This is a genomic window from Streptomyces griseoviridis (assembly GCF_005222485.1).
GTDB lineage: Bacteria > Actinomycetota > Actinomycetes > Streptomycetales > Streptomycetaceae > Streptomyces > Streptomyces hintoniae.
In genome coordinates this window covers 3464102-3479508 of record NZ_CP029078.1, presented here as the reverse complement: position 1 = coordinate 3479508, position 15407 = coordinate 3464102, and the positions used below count along the sequence as shown (strand labels likewise).

General features: G+C 75.1%; 15 protein-coding genes and 1 tRNA gene. 9 read left to right on the top strand and 7 right to left on the bottom strand.

Features of this window, described 5'->3' with window-relative positions:
• The first annotated feature begins 166 nt into the window (after positions 1–166).
• On the top strand, positions 167–1474 hold the full coding sequence (locus DDJ31_RS14585) for a M6 family metalloprotease domain-containing protein (RefSeq protein ID WP_127179856.1): 1308 nt from the start codon (positions 167–169) through the stop codon (positions 1472–1474).
• 71 nt (positions 1475–1545) lie between these two features.
• Here the strand turns inward: DDJ31_RS14585 and DDJ31_RS14580 are convergent.
• The 5 genes from DDJ31_RS14580 to DDJ31_RS14560 all read right to left on the bottom strand — a co-directional run bounded on the left by DDJ31_RS14580 (position 1546) and on the right by DDJ31_RS14560 (position 4478).
• A tRNA-Lys gene (locus tag DDJ31_RS14580) sits at positions 1546–1619 on the bottom strand.
• Entirely contained in the window at positions 1610–2233 is a 624-nt protein-coding gene (locus DDJ31_RS14575; RefSeq protein ID WP_127179857.1) for a hypothetical protein, read from the bottom strand. Before DDJ31_RS14575 ends, DDJ31_RS14580 begins: the two co-directional genes overlap by 10 nt.
• Before the next feature lie 264 nt (positions 2234–2497).
• A complete protein-coding gene (locus DDJ31_RS14570) occupies positions 2498–2875 on the bottom strand; it encodes a hypothetical protein (protein ID WP_127179858.1) in 378 nt (125 codons plus the stop codon).
• A 162-nt stretch (positions 2876–3037) separates the two neighbouring features.
• Positions 3038–3904 carry a spermidine synthase gene (locus tag DDJ31_RS14565; RefSeq protein WP_127179859.1) on the bottom strand — a complete coding sequence of 289 codons (867 nt, stop codon included), beginning with the start codon at positions 3902–3904 and terminating at the stop codon, positions 3038–3040.
• A gap of 91 nt (positions 3905–3995) precedes the next feature.
• On the bottom strand, positions 3996–4478 hold the full coding sequence (locus tag DDJ31_RS14560; RefSeq protein WP_240678201.1) for a hypothetical protein: 483 nt from the start codon (positions 4476–4478) through the stop codon (positions 3996–3998).
• 298 nt (positions 4479–4776) lie between these two features.
• Between DDJ31_RS14560 and DDJ31_RS14555 the strand changes: the two genes are divergently transcribed.
• On the top strand, positions 4777–6219 hold the full coding sequence (locus DDJ31_RS14555) for a hypothetical protein (protein ID WP_127179860.1): 1443 nt from the start codon (positions 4777–4779) through the stop codon (positions 6217–6219).
• A gap of 53 nt (positions 6220–6272) precedes the next feature.
• On the opposite strand, the gene DDJ31_RS14550 is transcribed toward DDJ31_RS14555, so the two are convergent.
• The gene (locus tag DDJ31_RS14550; protein ID WP_127179861.1) at positions 6273–6869 is read right to left on the bottom strand and encodes a histidine phosphatase family protein; all 597 of its coding nucleotides are present in this window, start codon (positions 6867–6869) and stop codon (positions 6273–6275) included.
• Positions 6870–7102: 233 nt separating this feature from the next.
• Here DDJ31_RS14550 and DDJ31_RS14545 point away from each other — a divergent pair, with 233 nt between their 5' ends.
• Genes DDJ31_RS14545 through DDJ31_RS14525 form a run of 5 tightly spaced genes read left to right on the top strand, consistent with a single transcriptional unit; the run spans position 7103 to position 12371 of the window.
• Positions 7103–8050 (top strand): phosphatase PAP2 family protein, encoded by a 948-nt coding sequence (locus DDJ31_RS14545; RefSeq protein ID WP_127179862.1) that lies wholly within the window; start codon positions 7103–7105, stop codon positions 8048–8050.
• Between the two features lies 1 nt (position 8051).
• Positions 8052–9227: a hypothetical protein gene (locus DDJ31_RS14540; protein WP_127182791.1), complete on the top strand. Its 1176-nt coding sequence runs from the start codon at positions 8052–8054 to the stop codon at positions 9225–9227.
• A complete protein-coding gene (locus tag DDJ31_RS14535) occupies positions 9224–9448 on the top strand; it encodes a hypothetical protein (RefSeq protein WP_127179863.1) in 225 nt (74 codons plus the stop codon). The genes DDJ31_RS14540 and DDJ31_RS14535 overlap by 4 nt, the downstream gene beginning before the upstream one ends.
• Entirely contained in the window at positions 9439–11040 is a 1602-nt protein-coding gene (locus DDJ31_RS14530) for a hypothetical protein (protein WP_127179864.1), read from the top strand. The genes DDJ31_RS14535 and DDJ31_RS14530 overlap by 10 nt, the downstream gene beginning before the upstream one ends.
• Positions 11037–12371 (top strand): AAA domain-containing protein, encoded by a 1335-nt coding sequence (locus DDJ31_RS14525; RefSeq protein ID WP_127179865.1) that lies wholly within the window; start codon positions 11037–11039, stop codon positions 12369–12371. Before DDJ31_RS14530 ends, DDJ31_RS14525 begins: the two co-directional genes overlap by 4 nt.
• Positions 12372–12520: 149 nt before the next feature.
• Here the strand turns inward: DDJ31_RS14525 and DDJ31_RS14520 are convergent, their stop codons facing one another.
• Positions 12521–13051, bottom strand: coding sequence for a hypothetical protein (locus DDJ31_RS14520; RefSeq protein ID WP_127179866.1), 531 nt, complete (start codon positions 13049–13051; stop codon positions 12521–12523).
• 99 nt (positions 13052–13150) lie between these two features.
• Here DDJ31_RS14520 and DDJ31_RS14515 point away from each other — a divergent pair, with 99 nt between their 5' ends.
• Together DDJ31_RS14515 and DDJ31_RS14510 are read left to right on the top strand one after the other, a co-directional pair.
• Positions 13151–13858, top strand: coding sequence for a response regulator transcription factor (locus DDJ31_RS14515; protein WP_127179867.1), 708 nt, complete (start codon positions 13151–13153; stop codon positions 13856–13858).
• Positions 13855–15228 carry a sensor histidine kinase gene (locus tag DDJ31_RS14510; RefSeq protein ID WP_127179868.1) on the top strand — a complete coding sequence of 458 codons (1374 nt, stop codon included), beginning with the start codon at positions 13855–13857 and terminating at the stop codon, positions 15226–15228. The genes DDJ31_RS14515 and DDJ31_RS14510 overlap by 4 nt, the downstream gene beginning before the upstream one ends.
• Positions 15229–15407: the final 179 nt, after the last annotated feature.

Genomic DNA, 15407 nt, shown 5'->3' with positions numbered 1-15407 from the left:
TCGTTTCTGCCCACGCCTGGACGGGTTCTTAGACCCCTCGATCGCTTGTGACGTTCTGTGAGCAATTCAGGGTGTCGCTCCTGTCGTTCCTTGAACGGCTCCTGACGGTCTTTCGGCTCCATCACTCATCTGGGGCAGACAAACAGGGCATAGTACGACAATCTCCATGAGGCTGGGTGCGGTAACCCGTGAACCGCTCCCGGAGGTCTCCGTGCCGCGTCAGTTCCCCAGGCCCCGACTGCGCAGCACCGCCGCCGTGTTCACCACCCTCTCCGCCCTCGCCGCGACCTCCCTGGTGACCGGTCACTCGGTCGCCGAACCCCTCTCGGCGGCCCCCTGCGCCCTGCACCGCACCGAGGCCCACCACTCCGAGGGCCTCGACACCTGGAACGCGGCCTACCCCCGCCCGGCCCGCGCGCTCGACGCCGTGATGATCTTCCTGTCGTTCCCGGACTCCGCCCCGCGCACCACGCCCGCGCAGATCACCGCCGACCACTTCCCGGCGACCAGCCGCTTCTTCGAACGCGCCTCCTACGGCAGGTTCACCCTCCGCCCGCACCCGCTCGGCCACTGGATCCGGATGCCGCGGCCCTCCACCTCGTACGCCATGCGACGGGACTGGAACGCCGAGCGCAGGGCCGCCTACCTGCGGGACGCGCTGGCCGCCGCCGATCCCGACGTCGACTTCTCGCGCTACGACGTCGTCTACTTCGTGGCCGACCCGGACGCGCCCGGCGTGGACTCCGACGCCACCAAGGTCGTCAACCTGAACACCCCGCTGCGCGCCGACGGCACCGACGTCCGACGGGTCGTCACGGTCTTCGAACGGCACCCGCCCGACCGGCTGGTGCTGGCCCACGAGACCGGCCATGTCTTCGATCTGCCCGACCTCTACCACCGTCCCGCCGACGGCAGGGGCGACTGGGACACCTATGTCGGCGACTGGGACCTGATGGGCAGCCAGTTCGGACTCGCGCCCGATCTGTTCGCCTGGCACAAGTGGAAGCTGGGATGGCTTGAACCGCGCCAAGTGGTGTGCGCGGCGGGGCGCGGAACCACCCGGCTGACGCTCGAACCGCTGAGCGAGGGCCCCGGCGATCCGGTCGTCGGCGCGGCCGGCTCCCCGCTCCTCGGGCTCGGCCGCGGCACCAAACTGGCCGTCGTGCGCACCGGCCGCGACAGCGCCCTCGCCTTCGAGGCGCGCGGCCAGGTCGGCAACGACAAGGCCGCCTGCCGCTCCGGCATCCTCGTCTACCGGGTGCGCGGCGACGAGCAGTCCGGCGGCGGCCCGGTCCAGGTGATCGACGCCCACCCGCACTCCGAGGCGTGCTGGGAGAACTCCGTCTACCCGCCGCTGGCCGACGCCCCGGTCGCCCTCGGCGAGAGCTTCACCGTGCCGGACACCCGGGTACGCGTCACGGCCGAGAGCAGAACGGCGTCGGGTGGCTGGAACGTGAAGATCACCAACGGCTGACCCGTGCCGCGCGCACGACGGAGGCCGGACCGGCCCGCGTCTCCGCGGGCCGGTCCGGCCTCCGTGTGTCGTGCGCCGCCAGGGACTCGAACCCCGGACCCGCTGATTAAGAGTCAGCTGCTCTAACCAACTGAGCTAGCGGCGCCTGCTGACGTCGTAGACCTTAGCACCCGGTTCGGCGGGAGGAAAAATCGATATCCGCACCGCCGCGCGGGCCGCCCGGACGGCCGCCCAGAGCAGGATCTCGGGCCCGGGAAGCCAGGGGTGACGGGTGTCGGGGGCGACGAGCCAGCGCGGTTCCCGCTGGTCACCCGGGGGGTTCGCGCCGAGCGGCGCCGGGACGGTCACCGCGTCCCCGTTGCCGTGGCACAGCAGCGGCGGGATCTCCCCTGTCCTGGCCCGCCGCCGCTCCCGGTCCTGGACGCCCCACTCCTCCCAGCGCAGCAGCGACGGCAGCCGCTGGGCGGTGCCGGGGGCCGCGAACATCAGCATCCGCCCGCGCAGGACGGCCACCGGGCCCGATCCGGGGCCCTCGTCCCACAGCCGGTCGACCATCCGGCGGCCGAAGACGGCGGGCGCGCTGACGACGTCGAAGGCGAGCCCGCAGGGGAGCACGGCGGGGGCGCAGGGCCGCTCCTCCCAGAGGGCGAGCGTGCTGCGCGGATACGTTCCTGCGGAGGCCAGCCAGAAGGCACCGTCCGAGGTGACCTCGGCGGCGTCGAAGCGGTCGGTGTGCGGGTCGTTCCGAGTGCTGCTCATGACGTCTACGTCTACCGGCTGTGAGCGTGCCGTTCCCGAGGGTTGCGGGAAACCGGGACAGGGAAGGGTGCCAGCGGGTATCTTGCCCGCCTGGCATATGCCAGACGGGACGCTCCTCCAGGTGACGGGGCCGCGGGGCTCCAAGGGGCCGCGGCGGGGCCGGCGGGGCGGAGAGGCCGGGCCGAGAGACCCCGCGACGCCGGGACACCGCGGGGCCGGAGGACGGGACGGCGGCCCGGCGCGGGGCGTTCGGCGCCGGACGGGTCAGAGCGGGTCGACCGCCGCGCGGTCCTCGCGGCCCTCGCCGCCCCCGCGCATCAGGTCCCGCCCGTACTCGACCATCTTCCGGGCGTAGTCCTCGGTCCACTCGGCCCGCTCGGCGATGTCCGCGGGCGTCAGCCGGTCGAACCGGCGCGGGTCGGCAAGCTGCGCCGCCGCCGTCGCCTGGTACTCCACCGCCCGGTCCGCCGCCGCGCGGAAGGCCTGCGCCAGCTCCGTCGCCCGCGCCAGCAGCGCCCGCGGGTCGTCTATCGACTCCAGGTCGAAGAAGTGCTCAGGGTCGGCCGCCGCCTCCGCGGGCTCGAAGAGCAGGGGCGCGGGGCGTAGCCGCGGTTCGTTCCGACGCGGCGTGGGCTCCGCCATGTCTCCTCCTCGTACGTCTGCGTGACCCGCACCGGAGCGGGCCACCGTCCATTGTCGCGCGGACGCGCAAGAGGGCCCGGTCGCGGTCGGGGCCGCCCGTCCCGCGGCGCGGGACGGGCCCGCGCCTCCGGGTGCGGCCCGGGTCTCAGGCGCGCGGGCCGCTCACCGGAACGCCGAGGCGGGCGGCGCGGGGGAGGCGACCGCGGCGGCGTCCGTGACCGGCTGCGCGCCGCCGGTGAAGTCCCGCAGGGCGCGGCCGTGTTCGACCCGTCCCGGGTGCGGGTCCGAGGCGGCGCGGCGGGTCAGCTCCGGGACCGGGAGCGGGGTGTCGGAGGCCACCAGGACGGCGTTGCCGAACCGTCTGCCGCGCAGCACCGTGGGGTCGGCGACCAGCGCGAGGTCGGTGAAACGGGCCGCCGCCGTGGCGATCTGGCCGCGCAGATGGGCGAGCGGCGGGCCGTCGGCGAGGTTCGCGGTGTAGAAGCCGTCGGGGCGCAGCACCCGGCGGACGTCGTCGAGGAACTCGGTGGAGGTGAGGTGCGCGGGGGTGCGGGCGCCGCTGAAGACGTCGGCGACGACGAGGTCGGCCCAGCCGTCCGGCACCTTGGCGAGCCCGGCGCGGGCGTCGGTCGACCTGACCCGGACCCGGGCGTTCGCGTCCCACGGCAGCTCCCGCCGCACCAGCTGCACCAGGGCCGCGTCCCGCTCGACGACCTGCTGGGTGGAGCGGGGGCGGGTCGCGGCGACGTACCGGGCGAGGGTGAGGGCGCCGCCGCCGAGGTGCACGGCCTGGATCGGGCGGCCGGGCGGCGCCACCAGGTCGATGACATGGCCGAGGCGGCGCTGGTACTCGAAGGACAGGTGCCCGGGGTCGTCCAGGTCGACGTGCGACTGCGGCGCCCCGTCGATCAGCAGCGTCCAGGCCCGCCTGCGGTCCCGGTCGGGTATCAGCTCGGCGATGCCGCCGTCGACGGCCTCGGTGACGGCCGCGTCGGCCTGCCCGCGCCGGGCGTTCCTGGACTTTCCCATGCGGCCATTATCGGCGCCGTCGGGCGGGGGCGGCGGGCGGTGGGGCGCCCCGGCCGGCGGTCGGCGCGGGCGGGGGCACCCGCGGGGCGCCTCAGCGGCAGTTGTCGGCCGCCTCGATCAGGCGGGCCGCCTCGCCGAGGGCGCGGCGCAGCACCGCGGGGTCGGTCGCGAGATCGGTGTCGCCGGGCGGCAGCAGCCAGTCCGAGCCCGCGACCGGGGGCGCCGGGTCAGGGCTCGGGCCACGGCCTCCCGTCTCCGTACAGACGCTGCCCGGGACGTCCCAGGCGGCGGCGGTGCCGGGCGGCACCAGGAAACCGAGGGTGTCGCATCCGTCGTCGTGCAGGACCGGGCCCATGTTCTCCGCGGCGCCCGCCCGCTCGGCGCCCGCGACGGCGCCCCGGCGCAGGATGTCCACCGCCTCAAGCCCCTGCCGGGTCGGCACCGTGACCAGGTCGCAGGCGGACGCCGGACCCGGGGGCGGGCCGCCCTCCGCCGTCCGCGGGGGTCCCGCCGCCGTCCTCGGCGCACGCGCGCCGACGCTCCTGCTGGTCGTCCTGGCTGTCCTGGTCGTCATCCCGGCCTCCACCACAGAACCCCTCCTTGAACGAGAGCGGGTCGGGAGTCGGGTGGCTCCCGGTCCACCCCGTTCAACGCGGCGGAGGCGTCAACAGCTACGGCCGAAGTCAGCCACAAAGGATGGCAGTTCATGGCAGATCCCGGAGGAGACATCCGGTTTGTGGCCAAACACTGCGTGGTGGGACGGCTACAGCGGGTACGTTCGTGCCCGCCGGGTGCCGGGTGGCCACGGCGCAAAACGGTCAAGTCGCCCGGAATCCGGCATGGTTCGACGGTTCGTACGAGAGGACCCGGAGATGGCGTCGTCGCCCACGACCCCGTCCAAGACCGACAGGACACCGCGGCCGAACCACGTTCTCCGGCACCTGCGCGGCGGACGCTCCCCGGCCGAGTTCGCCGCCGCCGTACGCCGGGCCGCTCGCGAGATCGGCGAGCGGGTCAGCTGCGACGCGCGCTACGTCGGCAGGGTCGAGGCGGGCGAGATCCGCTGCCCCAACTACGCGTACGAACGAGTGTTCTTGCACATGTTTCCCGGCCGCACCCTCACCGACCTGGGGTTCTCGCCCCGCGCTTCGGTGCGGGGGCGCCGCACCCGCAGCACGGATGAGACACAGGAGGCGAACGATCCGTATGAACCGTATGACCCGTCGCGCACAGCAGGACCACCCGCCCCCCACGACCCGTTCCCGCCCCCAGAGCGTCACCAGGACCACAAGGAGAGCGACGTGCTGCGTCGCGCGTTCATGACCGGCGGAGGCGCCACGGTGGCCGCCGCCTCACTGGGCCCGCTGGGGCTCGCCCACGAGGCCGAGGCCGGCACCCGCGGGGCCCGCCGCCCCGGCGCGGGCGAGGCGGGCGCCGTGGAGGAAGCGGTCCGCCGGATCCGGCTGCTGGACGACCGGCACGGCGCCGACGGCCTCTACCGGCGCGCGGCCGAGCCGCTGCGCGCCGCGTTCGCGCTGCTCGACGCCGGCGCGACCCGGCAGGCGACCGCCGACCGGTTGCACGCGGGCGCCGGTGAACTCGCCATCTCCGTGGGCTGGCTGGCCCACGACTCGGGCCGGTTCGACGACGCGCGCTCGCACTACGCGGAGGCGCTCGCGACCGCCCGCGTCACCGGCGACGAGGCCCTGGAGGCGCACGCCTTCTGCAACACGGCGTTCCTCGCCCGCGACGCGGGCCGCCCCCGTGAGGCGGTACGCGCCGCGCAGGCCGCCCAGCGCGTCGCCCGCCCCCTGGGCTCCGCCCGGCTGATGTCGCTGCTCGCGCTGCGCGAGGCGGGCGGCTGGGCCGGGCTCGCCGACCGCACCGCCTGCGAACAGGCGCTGGCCCGCGCCCACGCCCTCCACGAACGAGGCCACTCGGACGCCGACCCCGAGTGGATGAGCTTCTACGGGGAGGCCGAGCTGGAGGGCCTGGAGGCGCAGTGCTGGTCGACGCTGGGCGACTGGTCGCGCGGGGCGGGACACGCGCGCCGGGCGACCCGTCTCCAGGACCCGCACTTCACCCGCAACCTCGCCCTCTTCACGGCGGAACTCGCGGACTGCCTGGCCAGAGGCGGCCGCCCGGACGAGTCCGCGGGCGCCGGGCTGCGCGTCCTCGACCTGCTGGACCAGGTGCAGTCGTCCCGCATCCAGACGATGCTGGCCGGCACCGCCCGGGTGCTGCTCCCGCACCGCAGGGCGAGCGGGGTCTCGGAGTTCCTGGAGAGACACACGGCCCTGCGACACCGCGACTGAACGGCCCCGAACGGACCTGGCCGGTCACCGTCTGCCGGACAGGCCGGCCGGGGTCAGCCCGGCAGGTGGCCGGTGTCGTTCCAGCTCTCCAGGGCCGGCTCGCCGTACGCCCAGCCCAGGACGGAGAGCGACGTCGGGTTCAGCCTGATCCGGGCCGCGAAGTCCAGCGGCAGCCCCAGCCAGCGCGCGCCGATGGAGCGCAGGATGTGCCCGTGCGCGAACACGAGCACGTCCCGGTCCTCGGCGCGCGCCCAGGCCACCACCTCGTCGGCCCGCGCGCTCACCTCGGCCGGGCTCTCGCCGTCGGGCACGCCGTCGCGCCAGATCAGCCAGCCGGGCCTGACCGCCTGGATCTCGGCCGGCTTCAGACCCTCGTAGGCGCCGTAGTCCCACTCCATCAGGGTGTCCCAGGTGCCGGCCCGCTCACCGAAACCGGCGAGTTCGCACGTCTCCCGCGCGCGCACCAGCGGACTGGTGCGCACCTCCACCCCGGCCAGCCCGTCAAGCGGCGGGCGGTGCAGGCGTTCGCCGAGCAGCTTCGCGCCCCGCCGGCCCTCTTCGAGGAGAGGGACGTCGGTCCTGCCGGTGTGCTTGCCGGACAGTGACCACTCGGTCTGTCCGTGCCGGGCCAGCAGGATGCGCGGTGCCATGAAGAAACCTTTCGGGGTGCCACGGAGGAATCTCCGGGAGCCCTGGGGAGAAAAGAACAGGTGGAACCCGTCCATCATCGCGCACGCCAGAACAGGGCAACCCGGTGGGCGATGACGGCGTCTTTGAGTGGCGGGGGTGCCGGGGCCGCCCACCGGGGCCGGCGCGGACGCCGTAAAGTGGGCCAGCCCGAACGCCGGGCGCCGCGCGAGAACGAATGGGGGAGGGCGATCGGATGCCGTCGACCGAGATACCGGGCACCGAGGCGCCGCGGACCCGACTGCGCTGGTGGACCGAGCTGCCGCTGATCCTGCTGGTCTACGCCTGCTACTCGGCGGGCCGGCTCCTCGCCCGCGGCAACGTGGAGACCGCCGTCGACCACGGCCTGGCGATCCTGCGCGTCGAGAAGGCCCTGCACCTCAACGCCGAACACCCGCTCAACCGCCTCTTCACCCGTGAGGCGTGGCTCGGCGTCCCGGCCGACTTCTGGTACGCGTCCCTGCACTACCTGGTCACGCCCGCCGTCCTGATCTGGCTCTTCCGCTCCCGCGCGGTGCGCTACCGGGCCGCCCGCACCTGGCTGATGACGTCCACCTTCATCGGTCTGATCGGCTTCACCCTGCTGCCCACCTGCCCGCCCCGGCTGCTCGCCGCCGGCCACGGCTTCGTCGACACCATGGCCCAGTACAGCTCCTACGGCTGGTGGGGCGGCGAGGCCAGCGCGCCGCGCGGCCTCGGCGGCATGACCAACCAGTACGCGGCGATGCCGAGCCTGCACGTCGGCTGGGCGCTGTGGTGCGGGATCGTGCTCTGGCGCTTCGGCGGCAACCGCGCCACGAAGGCCCTCGCCCTCGCCTACCCGCTGCTCACCACCGTCGTGGTCATGGGCACCGCCAACCACTACTTCCTCGACGCCGTCGCGGGCGCCGCCGTGATGGGCGTCGGACTGCTCCTCACCCCGTTCGTGACGCGCTGCGCCGACCGGCTCCGGGCCCGGACAGCCGTGACGCTCGGGGCAGCGAGGGGCACACGTGCCTCGATTGTCAGTGGTGGATGCCAGACTTCGACGGGTGAGCGAATTCCACGGCAGCGCGAGTCACACATCGCAGGAGGAGCAGGGGGAGGCGAACCGGACGCCTCACCCGCGGACGCGGGCGAAGGGGCTCCGGCAGCGGCTCGCTGAGCTGCGCGGCCCCGACGTCCAGGCCAAGGCGCTCGACGCCCGCGCCCTCGCGGCGCTCGCCGCCAACCCCGGCTGCGACCGCCGCGCGATCCTGGACGGCGCGGGGGTCGACAAGGCCGCCCTCGCGGGCGCGCTGGGCGCCCCCTCCGGCTTCGGCCAGTCCCAGTTCGCGCTGACCAGAGGGAACGCGTTCGAGGCCAAGGTCAAGGCGGACGGCGGCGCGGAGCTGCTCCGCCTGGTCCACGAGCACCTCGACCCGAAGGCCGCCCCGCCCGCCGACGCCCACCTGCCCGACCTCGGCGCCCCGGGACCCGAGGGCCGCACGGCCCGCACCGAACTGACGCTGCGCGAGGCGACCTACGCCGCGGCGGCCACCGGGACCGGCCGCTGGAGCCTGCTCGACCACCCGATGCTCGCTCTGGACGTCGCCGGGTCCGCCGCCTTCCTGGAGCCGGACGCCGTCGTGGTGCACCCGGACGGCAGTTGGACGGTCGTCGAGATCAAGTCCTTCCCGATGCTGGACGGTTCGGCGGACCCGGCGAAGGTCGGCGCCGCCGCCCGCCAGGCCGCCGTCTACGTGCTGGCCCTCGAACAGGTCGCCGCCCGGCTCGACCCGGCCCCCGAGGTGCGCAGCCGGGTCCTGCTGGTCTGCCCCAAGGACTTCTCCAACCTGCCGACGGCGTCAGCCGTCGACGTCCGCAAACAGCGCGCCGTCACCGCCCGCCAGCTCACCCGGCTCACCCGCATCGAGGACATCGCGGACGACCTGCCCGACGGCACCTGCTTCTCGCCCCGGCTGCCCGCGGGCGAACTGACCGCCGCCGTCGAGTCGGTACCGGCCAGCTACGCGCCCGAGTGCCTGGCCGCCTGCGAACTGGCCTTCCACTGCCGCGACCGCTCCCGCGCGGGTGGCGCGGTGACCGCGCTCGGCCGCACGGTCCGCGCCGAACTGGGCGGCCTGACCACGGTCGAGGACGTCCTCGCGGCGGCCCGCGGCGAACAGGGCGACCCGGCCGACCCGGCGGTGGCCGCGCTGCGCCGCGCGGCCCGGCTGCGCGCGGAGGCACTGGCGACGGCGGCGGGCGGCGGCCCGGCGGGACCGGACGCGGCCCTGGCGGGATCGGACGCGGCCCTTGCGGGGGCGGCGAGGGAAGCGGGCGGAGGCACGCTCCGATGACGACGCAGTCCGCGGGTTCCGCCGCCCGCCCCGCGCCCGCCGCGGCCCGTCCGGCTGCTCCCGCCGCTGCCGTTCCCGCCGCCCCTACCGCTGCCGCTGCCGTCGCCGCTCCCGCCCTCCCCGCCGTCGCCGCTCCCGCCCTCCCCGCCGTCGCCGCTTCCGCCGCTGCCGACGCCGTCGTCCCGCTCTCCCGTGTCCCCGAGGCCGCCGTATGTCGTTGATCTCCACTCTGGCCCGGCTCGAAGCCGTCAGCACCGGGCGCGCCCAGGTCGCCGCGACGGTCAGACACCGGCACCTCTCCGAACGGCCCCTGGTGCTCGTCCCGTTGACCACCGCGGGCGAAGCCGGGGCGCCGCTCGGCGCGCTGGTCGGCACCGAGCGGGACGCGCCGCGGCTGCTCGTAGTCCCGCAACCCCGCGACCGCGACCTGCGGTTCGCCTTCCTCGCGGAGCTGGCCGACACCGTCCTGCCGTACATCGACACCTACGCAGGCGCCGTGGAGGCCGCCGAGCGCAACGAGATCGACCCGGAGACCGGCAAGCGGGTCAAGGTCGAGGTCGAACTCTGCGCGGACGCACCGCAGTTGATCGTCCCCAGCCGGGCGGGCGTCGAGTTCGTGCGGCTGCTCGGCCGCTCCATGCGGTTCAGGCGGACGGCGGAGCAGGACCCGGAGACGCCCTATCCGGCGCCCCCGCGCGTACCGTTGCTCGGCCGCTGGCTGACCCACTACGGCGAGCGCGCCCGGGTGCCGGGGTCGTCCCTGCTGCCCGCGATGACGGACCTGCTGTCCCGGCACTGGGCGACCGGCCAGTCCACCCTCGAGGACCAGCACCTGGGCGCGCTGCTCGCCTGGATCGACCCGCCGTCCGGGCGCACCGGCGCCGAGGAGGCGCTGCGGGCCGAGATCGCGCGCGACGCCGAGGGCCGGCTGCTGTGCCCGCCGGCCGGACCCGCCACCGACCCGACCTTCGACAACAAGCTCCTCGCCCCGGCCGTCGAGGAGTACGACCGGGCCCGCGCCGCGCTCGCCGCCGCCGAGGACGGCCTCGCCGCCGACGAGAGGCTCGGTGACCTGACCGCCGCGGAACGCCGGATCCGCGACCTGGTCGAGAGCCAGGCCATGCCCACCTGGAAGGCGGTGTGGCGCGGCCTCGACCTGCTGCGCGGACTGCCCGTCGGCGCGCACGTCGAGGAGCGGTGGACGCGCGACCGCTGGTCGTTCACCGGCCAGCGCGACCGCATCGCCGCGGGCGAACCCCCGCAGCCGCGCCGCGACGACGCGGTCACCGCGGCCGGCAAACTCGCCGCCCGCGAGCGCGAACAGGCCCGCCTCGACGCGCAGGAGGCGCTCGACGACCCGCTGGTGATGGCGGGCAGGCGGCTGTCGGGGGAGGCGTTCACCGGCGAGGTCATCGACGTCGTCATGGCGTACAGCGAGGGCAGGAGGCCGAGCCCGCGCCCGCTGGTGACACTCCGCACCGACGACCGGCCGCAGCTCGGCGAGCGGACGAAGGTCTACCGCTCGCTCGGCGGCAAACCCCAGTCGGCGGAGTGCGTCGGGTACGAGGACGACAGCGTCCACGGCACCCTCGTCGTGCTGCGGATCCTCGACAAGATGGGGCGCGGCAAGGAACCGGAGAGCGGGTCGGTGCCGGAGAAGGGCGACCGGCTCTGCTGCACCCTGTTCGAGCACGAGCAGCGCGGCGGCCCCAAGCTGCCCGAGCCCGACGACACCCCGTGGACCCACGGCGGCCCGCCCGGCGCGGCCGGACCCGAGGCCGCCGACCGTGTGACCGAGGAGGACGTGCTGTGACCGCCGTTTTCGACCCGGGAGCCGAGGCGGCGCGCGCCACCGGGGCGATCCTGCGCGACACCCTGCACGGCACCCACCGAGGGGTGGTCGTGGACTCACCGCCCGGCGCGGGCAAGTCCACCCTCGTGGTGCGGGCCGCGCTCGAACTTGCCGACGCGGGGCGCCCGTTGATGGTGGTGGCGCAGACCAACGCGCAGGTCGACGACCTCGTCCTGCGGCTCGCCGAGAAGAACCCCGAGCTGCCCGTCGGCCGACTGCACAGCAGCGACGCCGACGCCTACGACAAGGCGCTCGACGACCTGCCGGGCGTCCGCACCTCGGCGAAGGCGGCCGACCTCGCCGGGCTCGCCGTGGTGATCTCCACGGCCGCCAAGTGGGCGCACGTCAAGGTCGACGAGCCCTGGCGGCACGCGATCGTCGACGAGGCGTACCAGATGCGCTCGGACTCCCTGCTCGCCGTCGCCGGACTGTTCGAACGGGCGCTGTTCGTGGGCGACCCGGGCCAGTTGGACCCGTTCGCGATCGTCGGCAGCGAGCAGTGGGCGGGCCTGTCGTACGACCCGTCGGCGTCCGCCGTCAGCACCCTGCTGGCCCACAACCCGGAGCTGCCCCAGCACCGGCTGCCGGTCTCCTGGCGGCTGCCCGCCTCGGCGGCGCCCCTGGTGTCGGCCGCGTTCTACCCGTACACGCCGTTCCGCAGCGGCACCGGCCACGACGACCGCAGGCTCGCCTTCGCGGTCCCGTCCGACGGATCGGGGCCCGACGAGGTCATCGACGAGGCGGCGAGGGCCGGTTGGGGCCTGCTGGAACTGCCCGCGCGGCACACCCCGCGCACCGACCCGGAGGCGGTGCGGGCGGTCGCGGCGGTGGTGCGCCGGCTCCTCGACCGGGGCGGCGCGGCCACGTCGGAGCGCGCCGACGACCCGACGCCGCTCACCGCCGACCGGATCGCCGTCGGCACCGCCCACCGCGACCAGGCGTCGGCGGTCCGGGCCGCCCTGGCCGACCTCGGCGTCACTGACGTCACGGTCGACACGGCGAACCGCCTCCAGGGCAGGGAGTTCGACGTCACGGTGGTCCTCCACCCGCTCTCCGGCCGCCCCGACGCCACCGCGTTCCACCTGGAGACGGGCCGCCTCTGCGTCCTGGCCTCCCGCCACCGCCACGCGTGCGTGGTGGTCTGCCGGGCCGGCGTGAGCGACCTCCTGGACGACTACCCGTCCACGGAACCCGTCCAGTTGGGAACCCTGGTGAAGTTCCCGGACGGCTGGGAGGCCAACCACGCGGTCCTGGCACGGCTGAGCGAACACCGGGTGGTGTGGCGGGGCTGAGGGGAGCCGGGCGGAACGACGGCCGCGGGGGCGTTGCTTGTGTGAGCGCCGGGCGGAACGGCGGCCGCCAGGGCGTTGCTTGAGTGAGCGCCGGGCGGAACGGCCGTGCGGAAAGGGGGACTTGACGGGCGTCGAGCGGCGTCGCGGCCTCAGTACGTGCCGATCTCCACCCGGGGTGGGCCGTCGTGCCAGGTGCAGAAGACCGACACCCGGTCCGCGCCCGCCGTGAACTCCACGCGGATCCAGCTCTCCGTCTTCCACACCTGCATCGACCACCCCGCCCCCGGCGTCGCCGAGACGAGCGTCGCCGAGGTCGCGCCGAGATCGAAGACCGCCCGGCCGCCGTCGGTGTCATAGGACTTGACCTCGCCCGACGTGCTGGGCGTCGGCGAGGGGGTGGGCGTCGTGCCCGGTGCCGACGCGGTCGGCGACGCCGACGGGGTCACCGCCGGGGTGCGGGCCGGCGGGGGAGCCGAGCGGGTCGGCTTCGGCGCGCGGCTCGTCGCCGACGCCAGCGGCTTCGACTCCTGGGTCGTCGCGTCGGCCGCCGCGATCGGCAGCGCGCGCGGCGGGTCGTACGCGGTGCCCGCCATCACCGTGTGCACACCCCACCACGACAGCGTGGCCGCCGCGCCCGTGGCGAGCGTCCAGGCGAGTACGTGTACGAGTCCTCTGCGCATCGCGTGCCATCCTGCCTCACCCGTCCCACCCCTGTCGCCCGCCGGGGAGTTGTCCACAGGCTCGGACCCGGCTCGCCCGGATGGCGTACGGTGCGGCGCATGGCAAGTGTGCTCGTCGTCGAGGACGACCAGTTCGTACGGTCGGCGCTGATCCGGCACCTGACCGACGCCGCGCACACCGTGCGCAGCGTCGGCACGGCACTGGAGGCGCTGCGCGAAGTCGCCCATTTCCGGTTCGACGTGGTCGTGCTCGACCTCGGACTGCCCGATCTGGACGGATCGGAGGCGTTGAAGATGCTCCGCGGCATCACCGACGTCCCGGTGATCATCGCCACCGCGCGGGACGACGAGTCGGAGATCGTTCGCCTCTTGAACGCGGGCGCCGACGACTACCTCACCAAACCCTTCTCCGTGGAGCACCTCTCCGCCCGGATGGCGGCCGTGCTGCGCCGCTCCCGCGCGGCCGGCCCGGAGGCCGCCCCCTCCACCGTGCTGAGCGTCGGCGGCCTCACCGTCGACCCGCTGCGCCGGCAGGCCGAGCTGGACGGCGTCCGGCTCGATCTCACCCGCCGCGAGTTCGACCTGCTCGCCTTCCTCGCCGCCCGCCCCGGCGTCGTCGTCCCGCGCAAGGAGCTGCTCGCCGAGGTCTGGCAGCAGTCGTACGGCGACGACCAGACCATCGACGTCCATCTGTCGTGGCTGCGGCGGAAGTTGGGCGAGACGGCGGCCCGCCCGCGCTATCTGCACACGCTGCGCGGGGTCGGCGTGAAGCTGGAGCCACCGGCGGGAGCGGGGCAGTCGCGATGAGATGGGCCCTGGTCAAGGTCTGCCTCGCGGTCACCGCGATGGTCGTGGTCGCCTTCGCGGTCCCGCTCGGCCTGGTCGTCAAGGAGATGGCCCGCGACCGCGCGTTCTCCAACGCGGAACGGGAAGCGGCCGCGGTCGCCCCCGCGCTCTCCATCACCACCGAACGCGACGAGTTGGAGCGGGTCGTCGCCTCCGCGGGCGCCGACGCCGGGATGGCCGTGCACCTGCCCGCGGCCGGCGGCGGGCCCGCCGTCGACCTCGGCCGCCGCCGGGCCGCCGAGGCGGACATCGAGACGGTGCGCAGGCTCGGCCGCGCCTCCACCAGCGAGGTCCCCGGCGGCTCCACCCTGCTCCAGCCGGTCGCGCTCAGCTCGGGCGCCATCGCCGTCGTCGAGGTGTACGTCCCCGAGTCCGAGGTCAGCAACGGCGTCGGGACGGCGTGGGCGGTGCTGGCGGGCGTCGGGGCCGCCCTGATCGTCGGCTCGGTCGCGGTCGCCGACCGGCTCGGCGTGCGGATGGTGCAGCCCGCCCAGCGCCTGGTCGAGGGCGCCCACGAACTCGGCGAGGGCAAGCTCGGCGCCCGGGTCCCCGAGGAGGGCCCCACTGAACTGCGGCTCGCGGCGGTCGCGTTCAACTCGATGGCCGACCAGGTCGTGCAACTCCTGGCGAACGAGCGGGAGTTGGCGGCGGATCTGTCGCACCGGCTGCGCACCCCGCTGACCGTGCTGCGGCTCAACGCGGCCTCGCTCGGCGAGGGCCCGGCCGCCGACCAGACCCGGGCCGCCGTCGCGCAGTTGGAGCGCGAGGTCGACACGATCATCCGCACCGCAAGGGAGGCCAAGCCGCGGACGGCGGCGGCCGGTCCCGGCGCCGGGTGCGACGCGGCGGAGGTGGTGCGCGAGCGGATGTCGTTCTGGTCGGCGCTCGCCGAGGACGAGGGCCGCAAGTGGCGGGTGGCAGGCGCCGACCGGCCGGTGCGGATACCGGTGGCCCGCGCCGACCTCGCGGCCGGGCTCGACGCCCTGCTCGGCAACGTCTTCCGGCACACCGCCGAGGGCACCGCCTTCGCGGTCGACGTGCACAACGGCGAGGACGCGGTGATCGTGCTCGTCTCGGACGCGGGCCCCGGCATCGCCGACCCGCGGGCGGCGATGGCCCGCGGCCGGGGCTCGGGCAGCGACGGCTCCACCGGACTCGGCCTCGACATCGTGCGCAGGCTCGCCGAGGCGACCGGCGGCGACGTCAGGATCGGCTCGTCGGTGCTCGGCGGCACCGAGGTGCGGATCTGGATCCAGCTCGACGGCCGCGAGCCGGAACGCCGCGGACACCGCGGATCGGTGCGCGGACGCCGGAAGGCAGCGGTGCGCTGAGAGCGGCGGCCGACCGGCCCCACGGCCGACGACCCGGCCGGCCCCTCGACCGGCGCCCCGACCGGCGACCCGGCCGCCCCGGCCGACCGATCACCCGGCCGGCCCCCTCGACCGGCCCCCCGACCGACAACCCGGCCGGTCCAACCCGTCGTGAGCCGGGTCCGCCCCGATCTTTAACC